Origin of the sequence: Synechococcus sp. WH 8016, assembly GCF_000230675.1 — a bacterium.
GTDB lineage: Bacteria > Cyanobacteriota > Cyanobacteriia > PCC-6307 > Cyanobiaceae > Synechococcus_C.
The window spans coordinates 135,737-153,038 of sequence record NZ_AGIK01000006.1; the positions used below are offsets into that span (position 1 = coordinate 135,737).

Sequence of the window (17,302 nt, forward strand, 5' to 3'; positions counted from 1 at the left end):
TGGTGGGATTTTACGGGTTGCCCTTACGGAGCTTGTTCAACCTTGAGCTCTTGCCAGTGATGGATCAAATGTTGATGGGAGGTCAGGTCGGGGGTTCGATTCCATCCCGCCACGTACCCAAGCGCATAAGCAATGCCTGCGCGGCGTGCCATCAGGAGATCGGAGTCGGCATCTCCGATCAGTGCGCACTGGGATGGATCCAAATGCAGCTTCTTGCACAGACCATGCACGGCGCCTGGATCTGGCTTGCAAGGGGTGTCATCAGCGCTCCAGATGCCTGTGATGAAGTCGCTTAAGCCATGGTCTTGAAGAAACTGTTTGATGCCATGGCGGGTGTCATTGCTGATCACGGCACAGATCACACCAGCGTTGTGCAGCTCGTTGAGCAACTCTTTCGAATGGGGCAGAGGGGTTCTGGCGCTGAGGGGTGCTTCCGTTGCGGTTTGCTTGTGGAGATGGTCCACGCTGTCAAAGATCTCTTCAGCGAGCACGAGTGCTTGAGGCCAGCTGAGATCAAACAGACAGAAGATCGTTGCGGTGCTCAACAGATTGTGTTGACGCGAAGCGACGGCCAACGTTCCATCGGGAATCAAGCCGGAGTCGCATCGGCCCATCGCGCGCTTGAGCAGCCCCTGGAGTTGAACTTGTGTCTCTGACGATGCGCCACGGGAGGCAAAGACATGCAGGATTTCATCAATCCTGGCGTCTGCCAATTCAATGAGATGCGGTTCGCTATGGGAAAGGGTGCCGTCCTTGTCGAACAGCACCCCGTGGATCAAGCCAAGCGAATGGCCTCTGAGGGATAAATGAGCCATGGGCTCATGCAGCTCAGACCATCATCGAGCTCAAGGGCTCTTCTCCCTCTTCTGCTTGCTCAAGAAGCATTTGCTTGTAGCGAGCAGCCATTTCCTCAGCCTTGTCAAAGACCTTTTGAGGATCGGTGAGCATGTCACCGGGTTCTGGCTCTAGAGCCTTGGTGGAGAGTGAGATCCGACCACGTTCGGCGTCGAGGTCGATGATCATCACCTTCATTTGATCATTCACATTCAGCACGGAATGGGGTGTTTCGATGTGCTCGTGACTGATTTCGGAAATGTGGAGCAAACCGCTGACACCGCCGATGTCGATGAAGGCGCCGTAGGGCTTGATGCCACGAACGGTGCCGATCACCACTTCGCCGACCTCGAGGCGATTCATCTTGCGCTCTACGAGGGCGCGACGATGACTGAGAACAAGACGATTGCGCTCTTCGTCGACTTCAAGGAATTTCAGGGGCAAGAAGCCTGCAACCAGCTCTTCTTTCGGCTTGCGCGTGCTGATGTGGGATCCAGGGATGAAGCCGCGAAGACCTTCCACGCGAACAAGAGCACCACCACGGTTCGTGGCGAAGACTTCTGAATAGATCGTGGCGTCTTCTTTTTGCAGCTGCCGCACCCGCTCCCAGGCGCGCTGGTACTCAATACGGCGGACGGAAAGAGACAGTTGTCCGTCTTCGTTTTCTTCACTCATGATGAAGAATTCCCGAATTTCACCGGGTTGCAACACATCGCTGAGACCTTCCACCCTGTTGATGGAGACCTCTTGGAGTGGCATAAATGCGGCGGTCTTGGCGCCGATATCGATCATCGCCCCCTTCGTTTCCAGCGCAAACACGGTGCCGTTGACGATGTCGCCTGGCTTGAAGTTGTAGTCGTACTTGCTAAGTAGTGAGGCGAAATCATCAATCGTGAAGCCGGCCCCATCCAAATCCTTAGGGTTGGCGCGACTGCTTGGATCATCTGCGGTCGGAATATCTTCCGGAATACTGAGATCTTCGTCCGTTCCAAAATCAGCTTGGTCCGCTGTGGCTTCGACGGTTGTGCTCTCGTCGATGGCAGTGGTGGTGTCCACAGCAAGATCCTGAGCCGGATCGGTTGGGGTAACAGTCATGGATGGTTGGCGGTCTGCCCGAGGACAGTGCGATAAAAATTGATCCAGTGCCCGCCGACAAAGGATCAGTATTTTTTAATTTTACAGAACAGCCTTGCTTTTTAGACGAGGGCTGCGAGCTCAGCTTTGTCTACGTTCATCCCTTCGAGGGTGGAGACGAAATCGCTGACGCTTCGAAAGTGTCGATACACCGAGGCAAAGCGCACATAAGCCACTTCGCTGAGCTCTTTGAGATGTCCCAGCACCAGCTCACCAATCTCTGAGCTGGCAATCTCACGGCTATTGCTTTGCTGAAGGCTGAGTTCCAACTCGTCAACAATGGCTTCGAGTTTGCTGGGAGTGAGCTCGGTTTTTTCGCAGGCTCGGCTCAGGCCGTGCAGAAGTTTGCTGCGATTAAAAATTTCACGATGCCCATTGCGTTTGAGCACGGTGATGGGAACCATCTCAACCCGCTCGTAAGTCGTGAATCGAAATTCACAATTCAGGCATTCACGACGCCGGCGCACACTCCTACCTCCCTCGGCTGCTCTCGATTCGAGAACCCGGCTATCCGTGTTTTGGCAGGAGGGGCACTGCACGCCCTAATCGATCCAATTTGAATACTTTTTATTGTATAGAACATGTGGAGCCTTGAAAAGTGTTTGTGACCTAAGAATCCGATTTGAGCAATAAAAAACCCCGCTTTTGGCGGGGTTAGATCTGCTGGATGGACTACTTACCGATCTTCGGTGGATCGCGGAATGCGATTGCGAAGAACAAGGTGGCAATCGCCAGGCCGAGAATGAGGATGTAAGCGAAGCTTTCCATCGAGAATCTCCTAGAGAGCGATCAGCTGAGGGGGGTGGAACCCGTGGGAGGAACATATCCCTCGGGTAGGCGACGAGTGGATTTGTCGCCGAGTTTTTGGAAGAGACCGAACTCAACCTGTTCGCCAAGATCAGGGTCGATTCCTGCGAACACGTCCCGGTAGAGGGTGCGAGCACCGTGCCAGATGTGGCCGAAGAAGAAGAGCAGGGCGAAGGTTGCGTGGCCGAAGGTGAACCAACCACGAGGTGAACTGCGGAATGTTCCGTCCGAGTTATAGGTTTCGCGATCGAAGTCGAAACCTTCTCCGAGTTGAGCCTTACGGGCTAGGCGCTTCACGTCGGCTGGATCAGTGAAGACCTTGCCGTCGAGAGAACCGCCATAAACGGTTGCTGTAACGCCTCTTTGTTCGAAGGAGTACTTCGCTTCAGCCCGTCGGAACGGAATGTCGGCACGAACGATGCCGTCATTGTCTTCAAGAACAACAGGGAAGTTCTCAAAGAAGTTGGGGAGACGACGAACTTGAAGTTCACGTCCTTCCTTGTCGGTGAAGACAGGATGGCCAATCCATCCAGTTGCCAATCCATCGCCATTCACCATCGGACCTACACGGAACAGGCCGCCTTTGGCAGGACTATTACCGACGTAGTCGTAGAAGGCGAGTTTTTCAGGAATGGCAGCGTAGGCCTCGTCAATCGTGGCACCTTCATCAAGTGCCGTCTGAACGCGGCGATTGATTTCTGTCTTGAAGTAGCTCTGATCCCACTGATAACGAGTGGGGCCAAACAACTCGACAGGGGTTGCTGCGGCGCCGTACCACATGGTTCCAGCCACAATGAAGGCGGCGAAAAACACAGCTGCAATGGCACTAGCTAAAACAGTTTCGATGTTTCCCATCCGCAAAGCTTTGTAGAGGCGCTCCGGCGGCCGGGTTGTGATGTGGAAGATGCCGGCAATGATGCCCACGATGCCTGCGGCAATGTGGTGGGCAACAATCCCTCCTGGATTGAACGGGTTGAAGCCTTCCGGTCCCCACGAGGGTTGAACAGCTTCTAAGTGGCCTGTGAGGGCATAGGGGTCAGAGATCCACATGCCAGGCCCAAAGACACCTGTGAGGTGAAAGGCACCAAAGCCGAAACAACCCAATCCTGCAAGGAGAAGGTGGATGCCGAAAATTTTCGGAAGGTCAAGGGCTGGTTCGCCCGTACGGGGGTCTTGCCAAATTTCAAGATCCCAGTACGTCCAGTGCCAAATGGCAGCGAGCATCAAAAGGCCACTGAAGACGATATGAGCGGCTGCGACGCCTTCGAAGCTCCAGAAGCCAGGATCGACTCCCGTTTCTCCGGTAATACTCCAGCCTCCCCAGCTTCCGGTGACGCCAAGTCGAGACATGAAGGGCATGACAAACATGCCCTGACGCCACATGGGGTTCAGGACTGGATCCGATGGATCAAAAATTGCGAGTTCGTAGAGGGCCATCGAGCCGGCCCAGCCGGCAACGAGGGCAGTGTGCATGAGGTGCACGGCCAAGAGTCGGCCGGGGTCGTTAATGACGACGGTGTGCACCCGATACCAGGGCAATCCCATGGGTCAGGTTCAGGTGGAACGGAGCTGCTGATGCAGACAGACCAAGCGATCGTAGGGGGTTCGCTCAATTGAGTGGGGTGTGTTGTCGCGAGCTGCAATGTCTTGTGTTGAGCCGACTCGATTTGTTTTCCCCGCTGTCCTGTCAGTGCTTCCGTCCATTGGCTGCCGCATTTAGGTCTGGCCGAGGGGGTTACAAAACGCAACCTTTGGGCGCAAAGTGGGCGTTTATTGCTGGAGCACTCCATGCCAGTTATTCGTTTTTTGCGTGAGGGACGTGATGTGGAGTGCTATCCCGGTGAAAATCTGCGCGATGTTGCTCTGCGCGAAAACATCGAGCTTTATGGCTTGAAGGGACAGCTCGGGAATTGCGGTGGCTGCGGTCAGTGCATCACCTGTTTTGTTGACGTTGTGGGATCCGATGCCGACGCGCCTTTGACGGCTCGAACCGCTGTTGAGGACAGCAAGCTCAGGCGTCGTCCTGAGTCATGGCGATTGGCTTGCCAGGCGCTGGTGGAGCAATCCGTGATCGTGCTGACCCGCCCGCAAGTTCGCTTAGCTGACCTCGATAAGAAAAAGGTTGCTGCGCGCACGGCAACCCTGCCAGTCGGGCCTACGGCATGGCCCGTGACCGAGAGCGAAGATGAGGCCGAAGAAGGATTGGAACAGGAGACTGCGGATGATGCTCCTGCTACGCCCAGTGACGAGGGGTGAGCTGAAGCTCATCGTTGCTCCCGAACGATGATACGTTCGGCCTTGCGTCAATAATCGCCCATGGAAACCAACGATCTCGGCTTCGTTGCCAGCCTCATGTTCGTCCTGGTTCCGACGGTGTTTCTGATCGTCTTGTTCATCCAGACCAACAGCCGAGAAGGTTCCTCCTGATCGACTGTTGGTTCAGGACTGGTCCGCTTCAGCTCTGCTCGGGTTCGCGGACCAGAAGAACCGGCGCAGGCGCATGGACTCGGATGTAATCGCTGATCGAGCCGCCAAGGAGCTTGTCCAAATCCACCAGGCCCCTAGCGACAAGAGGGCGCCTGTCCTGTGATGCGATCACCACAAGGTCGGCATTGATTTCTTCGGCTGCTTGGCAAACCCCTCGGCCGATGTCCGGGTTCGCCACGTGCATTGGCTTGAGGTCAACGCCCATGCTGCGAGCCCGTTGGACTGCGGCCGTCAGCAAGCCGTCGGCTTTGCTGTCGCCACCGCGGGAGGCAGAGAGGTCTTGCCTGGCAATGTGGACGCCAGTCAGCTGTCCGCCTGGGATCTCTCGAACCATTTCGCAGGCAATTCGAAGCGCATCATCGCCAACACCTGTTCCGTCAACAGTCACCATGAGGCGATTCACATGGCGGACGTAAAGGTCATCACGCACCAGCAGCATGGGACGTGTTGATAGCTGAAAGACGTATTGGCTGGTGCTGTTGGACAGGATCGATTGCAGCCGACCCAGACCTCTGGATCCCATCACGATCAAGTCGGCATTGATCTCTTCAGCCACCTTCAGAACGGTCTGCTTGGCATCCCCTTGGCGGATGATCGAATTCACGTCACTCGGGTTAAGGCCCAATTGGCTTACCGCCTTGGCGAGCAAGCTCCCTGCGGTTGTCCAATGGTCTTCTGCGTTGACCTTGCCTTGCTCGGACACCACATGAAGCAGGTTGATGCGTGCAGCCCTGAATGCTGGAAGGTCCCGCAGCATCCGCACCATTTCTTCGACATGACCTTTGCCGGAATCAGCAATCAGAAGATTCTTGAACACGATGAAGAGTTAGGTCTGCATCAGCCTATGGCTGACTCACCAGACCGTGCTGATGGTGATTGAGAGCGTTACGAGACCTCCTTGGCGATTGCACAAGCGTGTGCTGCCACAACACACCGATCACGGCGGTGTGATGTGGCATGGCGCCTATGTCGGGTGGTTGGAGGAGGCTCGCGTGGAAGCCCTCGCTGCGGTGGGGCTGCCCTACCGGCTGATGGCGCTTGAAGGGTTGGAAATGCCAGTGGTGCGCATGGACATGTCCTATAAGCGAGCCCTTTTGCATGGCGACCAGGTTGTGCTTCTAAGCCATGCGCTTCCCCCTGAGGGTCCCCGCTGGCGATGGCAGACGCGCTTGTTAAGGCCAGATGGTGATTGCGCCTTCGAGGCCCATGTGGAGTTGGTGTTGGTCCGTCTCGACGGTGACAGGCGCCAGGTTTTGCGTCGCCCACCACCGTCCGTGGCATCAGCGCTTCAGCTGCTGACCCAGGGCCCAACCCAATAATGTGCTAGTACAGGTGTACTTGCGCTGAGTGATTGGGTGAGCGTGGCTGGTGGTGGCTGTGGATCTCATGCCCCGGATTGGGTGTTGCCAGGATGCGGGCCCTCAGGGCTGTTGCTCAAGCGCATCAGCTGCCCTTGGCTGATCTGTGGTCATGGCCTCTCTGGCGTTTGCAAAGAGAGCTGAGGTGGCCCGACGCCTTGATGAAGCGCGTCCAGTCGTATCGGCTGAGCAAAGGGACGTCCCCCAGCGTTGGGGTTCCGGACAATGCTCTGCTGCCCCTGGACCAAGACTGGCCGATCGCATTTGAAGGATTGAAGCGTCCTCCTCTCGCGGTGCACTGGTCGGGGCGGAAGCCGTGCTGGCCGTTGTTATCCGCTCAGAAGGCTGTCGCGGTGGTCGGAACGCGCCGGCCGTCGGATCATGGCCGGCGGATGGCCCACGCGCTTGGTCAGGGCCTTGCCCGTGCTGGTTGGCCCGTGGTGAGTGGTCTTGCGGAAGGCATTGATGCCGCCTCTCACCATGGTTGTCTTGCAGCGGGTGGACGTCCGATTGGTGTTCTGGGTACGCCTTTGGATCGTGTGTATCCGTCTGAGCATGAGGCCCTGCAGGCCGAAGTTGAGTCTGCTGGCTTGTTGTTCAGCGAATGGCCCTGCGGTGCGCGGGTGCAGCGATCCAACTTTGCGTTGCGGAATCGCCTTCTGGTGAGTGTGTCTTGTGCCCTGGTGGTGGTTGAGTGCCCTGAAACAAGCGGCTCACTGTTGTCAGCTCAGATCGCTCAGACTCAGGATTGTCCTGTGTGGGTGGTCCCAGGGGATGCGCTGCGCTGGTCTTGTCAAGGCAGCAATCGTTTGTTGCAGGAGGGGGCAACACCGTTGCTATCTCCGGAATCGTTGATTGCCGCCCTGGGACCAGGACCACTTGCGCCAGCGAGCACGGCGTCGAAGCGATCGGATCGATCCCGGCCCTCCGGCGAGCGGCATCCCTCGCTTTTGCGATGGGTGGATGAAGGTTTCACCCTTGAGCAGTTATCTGCAGAACTCAGCTGCAGCCCAAATCAGTTGGCGCATGAGTTGTTGCAACTCGAGCTCGAAGGTGTCATCGAGCCCAAGCCTGGTCTGCGTTGGCGGTCCGTCTAACCTGAGCCCATGGGCGTGATTCGCTGCAAGGGAACAGATCTACTGGTGTGGAGGCGGGAGCTGATCCGTCAGGGTGGGCGTGCTGTGGACTTGGATTGGCTGCTTTCGATGGCGGCAGATTGCTCCTGGGGTGATCTGCAAAAACTGCGCATTTGCCCAGACGTTGAGATCGAGCTGAGTTCTTCGTTGACCCAGCTCACAGATCTTTGGATCCAGCATCGCGATCAGCACATTCCGCTTCAGCACTTGGTTGGCCTCTGTCCATGGCGCGATTTTGAGCTGGAGGTGTCAGCCGATGCCTTGATTCCGCGTCAAGAAACCGAGCTGCTCATCGATTTGGCGTTGCAGTGTTCTCCAGAAGATGCCCTGGTTAAGGAAGGGATCTGGGCCGACTTGGGAACAGGCTCAGGAGCTTTGGCCGTGGCGCTTGCCCGTGCTCTCCCTCACTGGCAGGGGCATGGCGTTGACTCCAGCAGTCAGGCGCTTGCTCTGGCGGAACGCAACCTGAGGGCCCTCGCTGGCGAAAGTCGTTGGCAACTCCATCTCGGCAACTGGTGGGAACCGCTCAAACCATGGTGGGGGCAGTTTGGTCTTGTGTTGAGTAATCCGCCTTACATCCCCACCGCTGTCATCGATGACCTGGCGCCCGTCGTTAAAGACCATGAACCTCATCTAGCGCTCTGTGGTGGTGAGGATGGACTCGACTGTTGCCGGCAGATCATTCGAGATGCCAGCAGAGCCTTAGCTCCAGGAGGCTGGATCCTCTTGGAGCACCACCATGACCAGAATGCAATGGTGCTGAAGTTACTCAGTGAGGCAGGTTTCGAGCGGCCAGAAGCCCGCTCTGATCTTCAGGGCATCCCCCGCTTTGCACTTGCTCAGCGACCCTGCCATCCATTGCCTCTGGCCAGTTCATAGATCAACGATGACGATCAATCCCCTCAAGTTGTTGGATCGCGATGGCCTCGACGGGCATTTGCGTGCCGGGGGTGCTGCTTTGCTCCCTACAGACACCCTTCCGGCATTGGCTGCGCTGCCAGAGCAGGCGGGTCAAATTTGGCGCTTGAAAAAACGTCCACAGGACAAGCCCTTGATCCTGATGGGTGCTGACGTTGATGCGCTGTTATGTCATATCTGCCCCGAAGCTCGAGCCGATGCCAGTGCCCTTGCGCAACGGCACTGGCCAGGGGCCCTCACTCTGGTGTTGCCCGCCTTTGGGCCCTGCGCAGAAGCCCTCAACCCTGGAGTGGCAACGCTGGGTTTGCGTATTCCAGCTTGCGAGCCGATGTTGGATCTTCTGCGTTGCAGCGGTCCGCTTGCCACGACCAGTGCCAATGTGTCTGGTGAACCTGCCAGCCGAACCGAGAGGGAGGCGGCGGTTGCGTTCCCAGACTTGCCATTGCTTGCGCCGATCCCTTGGTCTAGTCCGTCCTGTCAAGCGAGCTCGGTGATTGCTTGGCGAGGATCGCAACGTTGGCATTGGCTGCGCAAAGGCGCTGTGATGCCAGCAGGTGTGGTGAGCCTTCCCGAATGCTCTGGTTAATTGCTTCGTTATTTTTGCTTCAAACCGCCATTCATTGGCTGTTTGCACCGGTGGTCCAACTGCTCAAGCCGTGGTTTGAATTGGATGTGCTCCCATGGATGCTTGCCATCGTTGGGATCTGGCTGTTTACAGGTCGCTCGAGCCGCTGATCCCAGCATCGATCTGGAGCGCTGACCGTGGTCTTAAGGATCTTGTCTGAAGCCGGCTAACGGATTTGAACCGATGACCTTCGCTTTACAAAAGCGCTGCTCTACCACTGAGCTAAGCCGGCATTGATGGGAGTTTACCGCTGCACGTTCTCGTCGCTTCTGAATGGGTGTTGAGCCACCACATCGAAAGTTCAAGTCTCGAGCGGCAACCACTTTTCTCGAGGGCGTTGCTGATGTGACTTTCCACAGTGCGGATGCTCACCACAAGTCGGGATGCGATCGCCCGATTGCTAAGCCCTTCCAGAAGGAGTTGGATCACGGTGGTTTCTGCGGGGGTGAAGCCTTGCTCAGCCATGACGTCTGGAGATGCTTCCAGAACCATTCCCCGCTAGTCCGATTTGGGAGTCGTTGATGCGATTGGTCGCCGAAACGGCAAGTTGGCAACCAGGGCCGTGACGCGATCCTCGGTTTCCAAGCTCACATCGCCTTCCTCTAGGTCGATATCAACGTATTTGGCCACCACTTCAAAAATTTCACGACGCATTTGGTCGAGAAGTTCAGGGCTTAGGTCACTGCGGTCATGCGCCAGAACGAGCTGAAGCCTGTCTCTGGCAGTGCTGGCGCTTGCTGGTTGACGTCCAAGCAATTTGTCGACGAGGTCACGGAGAGTCATCAGCTCAGAAGATCTTCGTTTGCATCAAGCGGCGCACGGTGGCCCGTAGGCCCGAACGCTCCTTAGAGGGGTCCAGCAATGAAATGTCTTCGCCTTGAAGGCGGCCGGCAATATTGCCGTAGGCCTTGGCTGCTGGTGATTTGGTCCCATTCAGGGTGAGTGGTTCGCCCCGATTGGTGCTAACGATCACCTGCTCATCTTCGAGCACTAATCCCAGCAAGGGGAGAGCCAGGATGTCGGTGACGTCATCCACCGCCAACATTTCTTGATTGGCCATCATTTTGGGCCTAACTCGATTGAGAACGAGTTGGACTGGGGTCACCCCGTGGGTGTTGAGCAATCCGATCACTCGATCCGCATCTCGCACAGCTGACACTTCAGGAGTGGTGATCACAATGGCTTCACGCGCTGCGGCAACGGCGTTCTTAAAGCCGTCTTCAATGCCTGCGGGGCAGTCGATTAACACGTAATCGAATCGTTTCTCAAGCATGGAGACAATGGCCTGCATGTCTTCTGGTTTGAGCCACTCGAGCATCCGCGGATTGCCAGCAGGCAGCAAGGCCAGATTCGGGACCTGTTTGTGCTTCACCAAGGCCTGGTCCAAGCGGCAGGTCTCGGCCAAAACCTCTTGAGCTGTATAAACAATTCGGTTTTCGAGTCCAAGCAACAGATCCAGGTTGCGTAAACCGAAGTCGGCATCCAGGACAACAGTGCTGGAACCACGCTGGGCGAGGGCTATGCCCAAGTTGGCCGTAAGGGTGGTCTTACCGACGCCCCCCTTGCCGGAGCAGATCAAGATCGTTCGCGAATTTGACGTCACGTTGTCGCGGTTGATTTGGTCAGGTTAGGGGCAAGTGCTCTTAATTGTTTAAATCGGCCGAAAGCTCTTGCACTGACAAGTCAGTGCGGGGATCAGCAGGCTCGATCGAAATCACCCCATCCACAATGCGGGCTTCCTCCGCAAGACCAGGTTGGGGTTTCTCCTCTGGTCCCCTGGCGACAAGATCCGCGATTCGTAGCTGAAGAGGACGGAGCTGTAAGGCCGTGATCCGGGCATTCAGATCGCCTTGAACCCCTGCATGAGCAGAACCACGGAGGCGTCCCCAGATCAGGACGTTTCCCCCGGCACTGATTTGCGCACCTGGATTGACATCGCCAATGAGCAAAACGTGGTGGCGTGCTTTGAGATGGTCTCCCGATCGCAGGGTGGCTCGATGGATCAGCAGTGCTGGGGCCTGCTTGTCCTCAGCACCTTCAGGAAGCGGATCGACACGCTGTGGTGTGGTGAGTTGAGCTGGAATGCCAAGGGCGTTGGCGCTGACCACGGTGAGTGGATGGCAGCTTTTGATGGACAGCAATCGGCAGCTGCGCTCCTCAAGTTGCGCTTGCAAGGCAGAGAGCACCCGGCAATTCAACAACCACTCCCCGCTATCCAATTCGAGATCCTTGCCCTCCAGGCCACTGAGTTGGTCAGCGAGGGTGTCTTGCCAAGGGATGTGCCGATTGTTGGGCAAAACCAGGCGATGGCATCCAGCTTGAAGGGTCTCTTGGGTCAAAGCCACCGTCGCGATCAAGAAAGAGTGGAGGCCGACGTTAGATGTCCGCCTCGTATTGACCCACGATTCGTTTCAGCTCCTGACCGATTTGCTTTGGATAGATCAGCCAGCTGGTGCTGGCCGGTTTGCTCAGACTTTTGACGAGTGCCGAGCTTTGCTCGAGTGCTTGAAGTTGTTGACCATTCCAGAGCCTCAGCCCCCCGCGATAGGGGTGATAACCATGCAGTTGTTGATGACGTAGTCCGCAGCACAAACTCGGATCCAATCCCTTCGCTTCTGCCAACCCCCTGGCTTGGGCCAAGCATTCGAGTTGCGTTTCCTTCGAGAGATTGTCCACATCCAGTGCTTTGAGGAGTCGTCGGTTGAGGAACCGATCGCAGAGATCGGCCAGTGGGCGAGGGGCTTCCTCTTGCCAGCGCAGCAAGTGATAGCCAGTTCGTAGGTCATCGTTGGCCAAATAGGACGTCAGGTCGAGCTCATGGGAGGACCAAAGCCAGCAGCGCATCGTTGAATCTGCCCAAACACGATCGGGGCCTAGCTCACGGGCCAGGCGAATCATTTGTTCCAGCAGCCAATTGCAGACCACATTGAGGCGGTGGTTGTAGACACTCCGGTACATCAGGTTTCGCACCACGAGGTAATGCTCAACGGCCATGAGGCCCTTGGGGTGGATGGCGAGTTCCCCATCTGGCGCCAGGGTTAGTGCGGCCAGGATTCTCTCTAAATCCAGCTGGCCATAGCTCGTCCCTGTGCTGTAGCTATCTCGCAACAAGTAATCGAGCCTGTCGCAGTCGAGTTGGCTGCTCACGAGGTCTTTAATCACTCTCCGCTGTGTGGTGCCGTGCTCCAGCAGAGCGGCCACGGCTTCTGAGCTTCCTGGTTGGAATCGTTCGAGCGGCTCGTAAATCGCGGAGTGCTCTCGAACGATGCGTGCGGACCACCGCTCATGGTGGGTGCCAAACATTTCCTCGCCGGTGTGGCTCAGGGGCGCATGACCCAAGTCATGGAGCAGGGCTGCCGCGTAGAGCACCCCCCGATGACGTTCCAGCGATGGATCCATTGCCAACAGGCGCCGAAAGGCCTGTCGCGCGATGTGGAAAACGCCAAGAGAGTGGGTAAACCGGCTGGATTCGGCGCCGTGGAAGGTCAGAAAGGCTGGCCCGAGCTGGCGAATCCGCCGAAGCCTTTGAAAGGGGGCTGCGTCAACGAGCTCGAGTACCAGCGCTTCAGCCGGGTCGTCTGTATTGAGTGCGATGCCCCCATGCAAAGGGTCGTGATAAGTGCGGCTACTCATGCACTTTCTGCCATCTCCTCTGCATTGATGGCATCGGCTGTTGCGGGTGATTCGCTGGTTTGGCGATCAATGATGGCCTCCAGAACCCGCGCTGCATCCGTCAGCCAGCGGTCTCCTTCGCCCCCGGGATTCAGGGGTTCGGGCTGATCTAGCAAGCGATCTGGCGTAATCCCTTGCCCTTGTATGTCCCGTCCGCTGGGGGTGACATATCCGGCCACAGTGACGGCCAAACCGCTGCCATCACTCAGGTTGGTGAGGGTCTGGATGAGCCCTTTGCCGAAGGTTTCACTGCCCAGCAGCAGCGAACGATCGTTGTCCTGCAGGGCCCCCGCGAGGATCTCGCTGGCACTTGCGGTGCCAGCGTTGACCAAGGTCACCATCGGACCGTCGTACAGCGTGGTTGGGTTCGATTGGATGGGATCAGCAATCCCGTCTCGATTGCGTGTTTCCACGATCGGCTCTTGGTCCAAGAAGGCGTCAGCAACGGCAAGTCCTCCGCTGACGAGACCCCCAGAGTTGTTGCGAAGATCAAGCACCACCCCTTCCACTCCCTTATCGGTGAGTTCTTGCAGGGCTTCCTGTACTTGCTTCGGCACACCTTCGCTGAACTGCGTGATGCGGAGATGGCCCAGCGTGTGGGTGTCACTTCGAAGACGCCGCGTGCGAACGGGGCGTAGATCGACATTGCGTCGTTCCAAGGTGAGCTCTTCAGCCTCTCCATTCGGGGGTTGGACGGTGATCAAAACCTGCGTTCCCACATCCCCTCGCAAGCGTGCTGCTGTGGTTTCGAGTCCCAGCAGAGCAGTGGATTCTCCGTTCACAGCCAGAAGTGCTGCGCCGCTGACCACGCCCGCGTCAGCGGCGGGTGATCCCTCGAGTGCCGCGATCACAACCACTGAATCTTCATCGTTGTGATGGCCCAGTTGAAGCCCTACGCCACTCAGGCTGCCGGAGTTGCTGGACTTCATGACGGAGTAATCGTCAGGTCTCAACAGCCTTGTGTAGGGATCATCGAGGGGTTCAAGCATCGTTTCGATGGCGCTGTAGGCCTGCTCGCTGGTTTCGATCGTCTGCTCAAGAGCTTTCTGGCGTAAGCGCTTCCAATGAATTCGATCGAAACTCGAGGGGTCGACATAGCTCTGATTCACAAGGCGCCAGGTTTCAACCACCAGCTGCTGGGCATCGTTGAGCGCCAGAGCAGGTGCTGGAATTAAGAGGCTGCAAAGCAAAAGGGAGGCAAAGCCGGAGGCCAGCTGCCGCAGGCCTTTTCTCATGTAATTAACAATCGGCAACATCAGCTTCATTCTGTCGCGTCGGCTGGAGCGTCATCGGTAGACTCTCGCAATCCAAACCGACCTTTGCATGGCGAACTCCTCACCTGTCTACGACTGGTTCCAGGAACGTCTTGAAATCCAGGACATCGCTGATGATTTCAGCACCAAGTACGTTCCGCCCCACGTCAATATTTTCTATTGCCTGGGCGGCATCACTCTTGTTTGCTTCCTGATTCAGTTCGCGACCGGGTTCGCGATGACTTTCTATTACAAGCCCACTGTTGCTGAGGCCTACAGCTCAGTTCAGTACCTGATGACAGATGTGAGCTTCGGGTGGCTCATTCGCTCAGTTCACAGATGGAGCGCCTCAATGATGGTGCTCATGCTCATTCTTCACGTCTTCCGCGTGTACCTCACAGGTGGCTTTAAGCGTCCCCGTGAGCTCACCTGGGTAACGGGCGTGACCATGGCCGTGATCACTGTTTCTTTCGGTGTAACCGGTTACTCACTTCCTTGGGATCAAGTCGGTTATTGGGCCGTCAAGATCGTTTCTGGAGTGCCCGCTGCCATTCCAGTGGTTGGTGACTTCATGGTTGAGCTGTTGCGTGGTGGCGAGAGCGTTGGTCAATCCACACTCACTCGCTTCTACAGCCTGCACACGTTTGTGATGCCCTGGCTGCTGGCTGTCTTCATGCTCATGCACTTCTTGATGATCCGTAAGCAAGGCATTTCCGGTCCTTTGTGATCCATTTCAGTTGCTTTACGCACTGATTCAAGTTTCGAACTTCTCCACTTACCGTTCGTTCACTACCGCTTCGCACCATGCATATTCTCAAGAAGCCTGATCTCACCGATCCCAAGCTGCGGGCCAAGCTCGCCAAAGGCATGGGTCACAACTATTACGGTGAGCCTGCATGGCCCAATGATCTCCTCTACATCTTCCCTGTAGTGATCCTTGGAACCATTGCCTGCATCGTTGGGCTCTCTGTCTTAGATCCAGCCATGTTGGGTGATAAGGCCGATCCGTTTGCAACGCCGCTTGAGATCCTTCCTGAGTGGTATCTGTACCCGGTGTTTCAGATTCTTAGGGTTGTTCCTAACAAGCTTCTGGGCATTGCACTTCAAACCTTGGTTCCCCTTGGTCTGATGTTGATTCCCTTCATTGAAAGCTTCAACAAGTTCCAGAATCCATTCCGCCGTCCTATTGCGATGGCCGTGTTCTTGTTCGGTACAGCGACCACTATTTATTTGGGAATTGGTGCTGCGATGCCCATCGACAAGTCCCTCACCCTTGGCTTGTTCTGAACCCAATGATTTGAGAAACCCTCCAGCTCATCGCTGGGGGGTTTTTTGTTGTCTGGAATGGTTGGGAGCTGTTGTTTTATGAGCCTGGTAGAGGGTCGTCCAGGTCGAGCATCTCGACATCGTTCGGGTTCACCCGAAGGAAGTGATGGAGGAGGAGAAACCCAACGATGGTCCAGGTCTGGTAGGTGCGTGACTGCTGGCCCATCCAAGTGCCTGTGGGGCCATCGAAATATTCAGCCCACTGTTGTCTTGGCAGTTGGTTGAGCTGGCTCCAGTAGCAGTCTTCCAGCATCGCTTTCATCTGCCCCATCAGCAGGATGTCTGCATCGGGGTGACGGCGCTCATGGAGGAGGATCGACGCTCCGAAATACCAAAGAAGGCTCGGCCAATGCCCGCCATTGTGGTAACTCCATGGCCAGTTCTTAGGGTCGGATCCGGTCTTGTTTTGCCACTCCAACGTTTCCATGGGTGGATGACAAATCCGCATCGGCATCTGAGCCATCAGATGATTGCGGTTGTGAAGTGTGAGGCGAAATAGAGCGCGCTGTTGCGGTGCGGTGAGAAGTCCGAAGAGGCAGCCCAGGGAATTTCCAAGACTGTAAAAACGGAAATCAGGTCGACCTGTACGGATGTTGCCGATCAAATAGCCACCGCGGTTCTCGAGCCAGTCCTGAAGCCAATCAGGGATCACCTGGGGCTGCACATTGAATTCGTTTTGATGTTGATTGTCGCCGTATTGCTCCGTAGGCCTTCGCCTCAAAACTTGCATCGTCTTGCTGGTCACCCAGTAGTGCTTCAGCAAAAACTTGCGCAGGTCATGAATCCACTGGCGTGTGAGCACCAAACGCTGGTCGAGCAGGCGGCTGTTTTGATTCCGCCGCCCTAGCTCCATGAGCTTGGAGCAACAACGAAGGGAGGCATGCAGGAGCACCTCCACCTCTAGGGGGGCACCCCATACATCCATGGGACGATCGATCATGAAGGCACAATCCGGCACGAACAACACCGGTGTGCCCTCAAACGTGGGGTGAAGCACGAGGTCTAAGAGCAGCTGGACCCCCCGTTGGACCCCTGGCGTTGCTCCAAATTGTTCGTCCCCACTTGCTTTGACGTACATCCAGCAGAGGACGGGCCACCAGAGACTGGCGTCGACGGAGGTGATTCTTCCGATCGAACGTTGGCCGTAATCAGCAATGAGTTCGCCGCTTTCCTCCACAAAGCTGGTTGGGAACACTCCACGGGTCTGATACGTGGTGCTCTGGAGGTCGAGGCAGATCTGGAGGAACTGCTTGACGACCTTGAACCTTTTTTGTGTCAACAGGTAGACCATCACTGGCACGTTGTCGCGCAGGAAGATCTCGCCGTAGTTGAGGGCCTCGTCGTCACGCGGGTGCTGGAGAGCAGCAACACTGCCCGCAAGGCTCCCAGCAATGGGAATCAGCGTGCGTTCGAAATGCTCTTTGGCCTTTTGAACAACCTGATCTTCCTTGGAGCTGGGACGGACCCGCTGGTTCTGTTGGCTGAAGCGTTCGGCCATGGTGCTGTTGCGACCATTGCTCAAAACTTAGTGATGGACCTTCCTCTGGCCAGTGGAAGCAAGTCTGGAGATGCGTATTTCTCAGGCAGCCTTGCGCAAAGGGTGAGTGTTGGGTTATGGTTTTGGACTGCGCAGGGGAGTTTGCTCCGAAGCGCAGCCGATGGATGCGAAGAGCGAAAGCTTGAAGTGTTCAGCGGGTGCTTACGAGATTGAGGGAGCGATCCCACGATGTTGTAAGTTTCACAAGCGGTCGC

At 56.5% G+C, this 17,302-nt stretch carries 23 protein-coding genes and 1 tRNA gene; 10 read left to right on the forward strand and 14 right to left on the reverse strand.

Features of this window, described 5'->3' with window-relative positions:
* Positions 1–23: 23 nt before the first annotated feature.
* The 5 genes from SYN8016DRAFT_RS13170 to psbB form a co-directional block, all read right to left on the reverse strand.
* On the reverse strand, positions 24–815 hold the full coding sequence (locus SYN8016DRAFT_RS13170) for an HAD family hydrolase (protein WP_006854913.1): 792 nt from the start codon (positions 813–815) through the stop codon (positions 24–26).
* A 13-nt stretch (positions 816–828) separates the two neighbouring features.
* The gene (locus tag SYN8016DRAFT_RS13175) at positions 829–1,929 is read right to left on the reverse strand and encodes a 30S ribosomal protein S1 (protein WP_006854914.1); all 1,101 of its coding nucleotides are present in this window, start codon (positions 1,927–1,929) and stop codon (positions 829–831) included.
* Between the two features lie 101 nt (positions 1,930–2,030).
* Entirely contained in the window at positions 2,031–2,507 is a 477-nt protein-coding gene (gene nrdR, locus SYN8016DRAFT_RS13180) for a transcriptional regulator NrdR (RefSeq protein WP_038014871.1), read from the reverse strand.
* A 133-nt stretch (positions 2,508–2,640) separates the two neighbouring features.
* Positions 2,641–2,736: a photosystem II reaction center protein T gene (locus tag SYN8016DRAFT_RS13185; protein ID WP_006854916.1), complete on the reverse strand. Its 96-nt coding sequence runs from the start codon at positions 2,734–2,736 to the stop codon at positions 2,641–2,643.
* A gap of 21 nt (positions 2,737–2,757) precedes the next feature.
* Positions 2,758–4,320, reverse strand: coding sequence for a photosystem II chlorophyll-binding protein CP47 (gene psbB, locus SYN8016DRAFT_RS13190; RefSeq protein ID WP_006854917.1), 1,563 nt, complete (start codon positions 4,318–4,320; stop codon positions 2,758–2,760).
* Positions 4,321–4,563: 243 nt separating this feature from the next.
* Here psbB and SYN8016DRAFT_RS13195 point away from each other — a divergent pair, with 243 nt between their 5' ends.
* Together SYN8016DRAFT_RS13195 and psbM are read left to right on the forward strand one after the other, a co-directional pair.
* On the forward strand, positions 4,564–5,031 hold the full coding sequence (locus SYN8016DRAFT_RS13195; RefSeq protein ID WP_006854918.1) for a 2Fe-2S iron-sulfur cluster-binding protein: 468 nt from the start codon (positions 4,564–4,566) through the stop codon (positions 5,029–5,031).
* A gap of 60 nt (positions 5,032–5,091) precedes the next feature.
* Positions 5,092–5,202, forward strand: coding sequence for a photosystem II reaction center protein PsbM (gene psbM / locus SYN8016DRAFT_RS13200; RefSeq protein ID WP_006854919.1), 111 nt, complete (start codon positions 5,092–5,094; stop codon positions 5,200–5,202).
* 28 nt (positions 5,203–5,230) lie between these two features.
* On the opposite strand, the gene SYN8016DRAFT_RS13205 is transcribed toward psbM, so the two are convergent.
* On the reverse strand, positions 5,231–6,079 hold the full coding sequence (locus SYN8016DRAFT_RS13205) for a universal stress protein (RefSeq protein ID WP_006854920.1): 849 nt from the start codon (positions 6,077–6,079) through the stop codon (positions 5,231–5,233).
* 52 nt (positions 6,080–6,131) lie between these two features.
* On the opposite strand from SYN8016DRAFT_RS13205, the gene SYN8016DRAFT_RS13210 reads away from it, so the two are divergent.
* The 5 genes from SYN8016DRAFT_RS13210 to SYN8016DRAFT_RS15595 all read left to right on the forward strand — a co-directional run bounded on the left by SYN8016DRAFT_RS13210 (position 6,132) and on the right by SYN8016DRAFT_RS15595 (position 9,409).
* Positions 6,132–6,581 (forward strand): acyl-CoA thioesterase, encoded by a 450-nt coding sequence (locus SYN8016DRAFT_RS13210; RefSeq protein WP_006854921.1) that lies wholly within the window; start codon positions 6,132–6,134, stop codon positions 6,579–6,581.
* A gap of 92 nt (positions 6,582–6,673) precedes the next feature.
* Complete coding sequence (locus tag SYN8016DRAFT_RS13215) at positions 6,674–7,717, forward strand: DNA-processing protein DprA (protein WP_006854922.1); 1,044 nt, start codon at positions 6,674–6,676, stop codon at positions 7,715–7,717.
* A 9-nt stretch (positions 7,718–7,726) separates the two neighbouring features.
* Complete coding sequence (prmC, locus tag SYN8016DRAFT_RS13220) at positions 7,727–8,635, forward strand: peptide chain release factor N(5)-glutamine methyltransferase (RefSeq protein ID WP_006854923.1); 909 nt, start codon at positions 7,727–7,729, stop codon at positions 8,633–8,635.
* A 7-nt stretch (positions 8,636–8,642) separates the two neighbouring features.
* Positions 8,643–9,260 carry a Sua5/YciO/YrdC/YwlC family protein gene (locus SYN8016DRAFT_RS13225; protein ID WP_006854924.1) on the forward strand — a complete coding sequence of 206 codons (618 nt, stop codon included), beginning with the start codon at positions 8,643–8,645 and terminating at the stop codon, positions 9,258–9,260.
* The gene (locus SYN8016DRAFT_RS15595) at positions 9,248–9,409 is read left to right on the forward strand and encodes a hypothetical protein (RefSeq protein ID WP_006854925.1); all 162 of its coding nucleotides are present in this window, start codon (positions 9,248–9,250) and stop codon (positions 9,407–9,409) included. Before SYN8016DRAFT_RS13225 ends, SYN8016DRAFT_RS15595 begins: the two co-directional genes overlap by 13 nt.
* A gap of 50 nt (positions 9,410–9,459) precedes the next feature.
* Here the strand turns inward: SYN8016DRAFT_RS15595 and SYN8016DRAFT_RS13230 are convergent.
* The 7 genes from SYN8016DRAFT_RS13230 to ctpZ all read right to left on the reverse strand — a co-directional run bounded on the left by SYN8016DRAFT_RS13230 (position 9,460) and on the right by ctpZ (position 14,227).
* Positions 9,460–9,531 (reverse strand) — tRNA-Thr (locus SYN8016DRAFT_RS13230).
* Complete coding sequence (locus tag SYN8016DRAFT_RS14650; protein ID WP_006854926.1) at positions 9,522–9,791, reverse strand: response regulator transcription factor; 270 nt, start codon at positions 9,789–9,791, stop codon at positions 9,522–9,524. The genes SYN8016DRAFT_RS13230 and SYN8016DRAFT_RS14650 overlap by 10 nt, the downstream gene beginning before the upstream one ends.
* 6 nt (positions 9,792–9,797) lie before the next feature.
* Positions 9,798–10,082, reverse strand: a complete 285-nt coding sequence (gene minE, locus SYN8016DRAFT_RS13235) for a cell division topological specificity factor MinE (protein WP_006854927.1) — start codon at positions 10,080–10,082, stop codon at positions 9,798–9,800.
* A 4-nt stretch (positions 10,083–10,086) separates the two neighbouring features.
* On the reverse strand, positions 10,087–10,902 hold the full coding sequence (gene minD / locus SYN8016DRAFT_RS13240) for a septum site-determining protein MinD (RefSeq protein WP_006854928.1): 816 nt from the start codon (positions 10,900–10,902) through the stop codon (positions 10,087–10,089).
* A gap of 40 nt (positions 10,903–10,942) precedes the next feature.
* On the reverse strand, positions 10,943–11,644 hold the full coding sequence (gene minC / locus SYN8016DRAFT_RS13245) for a septum site-determining protein MinC (protein WP_006854929.1): 702 nt from the start codon (positions 11,642–11,644) through the stop codon (positions 10,943–10,945).
* A gap of 31 nt (positions 11,645–11,675) precedes the next feature.
* Positions 11,676–12,932 carry an HD domain-containing protein gene (locus SYN8016DRAFT_RS13250; RefSeq protein WP_006854930.1) on the reverse strand — a complete coding sequence of 419 codons (1,257 nt, stop codon included), beginning with the start codon at positions 12,930–12,932 and terminating at the stop codon, positions 11,676–11,678.
* Positions 12,929–14,227, reverse strand: a complete 1,299-nt coding sequence (gene ctpZ / locus SYN8016DRAFT_RS13255; RefSeq protein ID WP_006854931.1) for a carboxyl-terminal processing protease CtpZ — start codon at positions 14,225–14,227, stop codon at positions 12,929–12,931. Before ctpZ ends, SYN8016DRAFT_RS13250 begins: the two co-directional genes overlap by 4 nt.
* A 67-nt stretch (positions 14,228–14,294) precedes the next feature.
* Here ctpZ and petB point away from each other — a divergent pair, with 67 nt between their 5' ends.
* Both petB and petD read left to right on the forward strand, forming a co-directional pair.
* Positions 14,295–14,951, forward strand: a complete 657-nt coding sequence (gene petB / locus SYN8016DRAFT_RS13260; protein WP_006854932.1) for a cytochrome b6 — start codon at positions 14,295–14,297, stop codon at positions 14,949–14,951.
* Positions 14,952–15,028: 77 nt separating this feature from the next.
* Positions 15,029–15,511: a cytochrome b6-f complex subunit IV gene (petD, locus tag SYN8016DRAFT_RS13265; RefSeq protein ID WP_006854933.1), complete on the forward strand. Its 483-nt coding sequence runs from the start codon at positions 15,029–15,031 to the stop codon at positions 15,509–15,511.
* Between the two features lie 76 nt (positions 15,512–15,587).
* Here the strand turns inward: petD and SYN8016DRAFT_RS13270 are convergent, their stop codons facing one another.
* Positions 15,588–17,048 carry a glycoside hydrolase 100 family protein gene (locus SYN8016DRAFT_RS13270; protein WP_006854934.1) on the reverse strand — a complete coding sequence of 487 codons (1,461 nt, stop codon included), beginning with the start codon at positions 17,046–17,048 and terminating at the stop codon, positions 15,588–15,590.
* Here SYN8016DRAFT_RS13270 and SYN8016DRAFT_RS15415 point away from each other — a divergent pair.
* Positions 17,028–17,261: a hypothetical protein gene (locus SYN8016DRAFT_RS15415; RefSeq protein ID WP_159098332.1), complete on the forward strand. Its 234-nt coding sequence runs from the start codon at positions 17,028–17,030 to the stop codon at positions 17,259–17,261. The genes SYN8016DRAFT_RS13270 and SYN8016DRAFT_RS15415 overlap by 21 nt on opposite strands.
* Positions 17,262–17,302 lie beyond the last annotated feature (41 nt).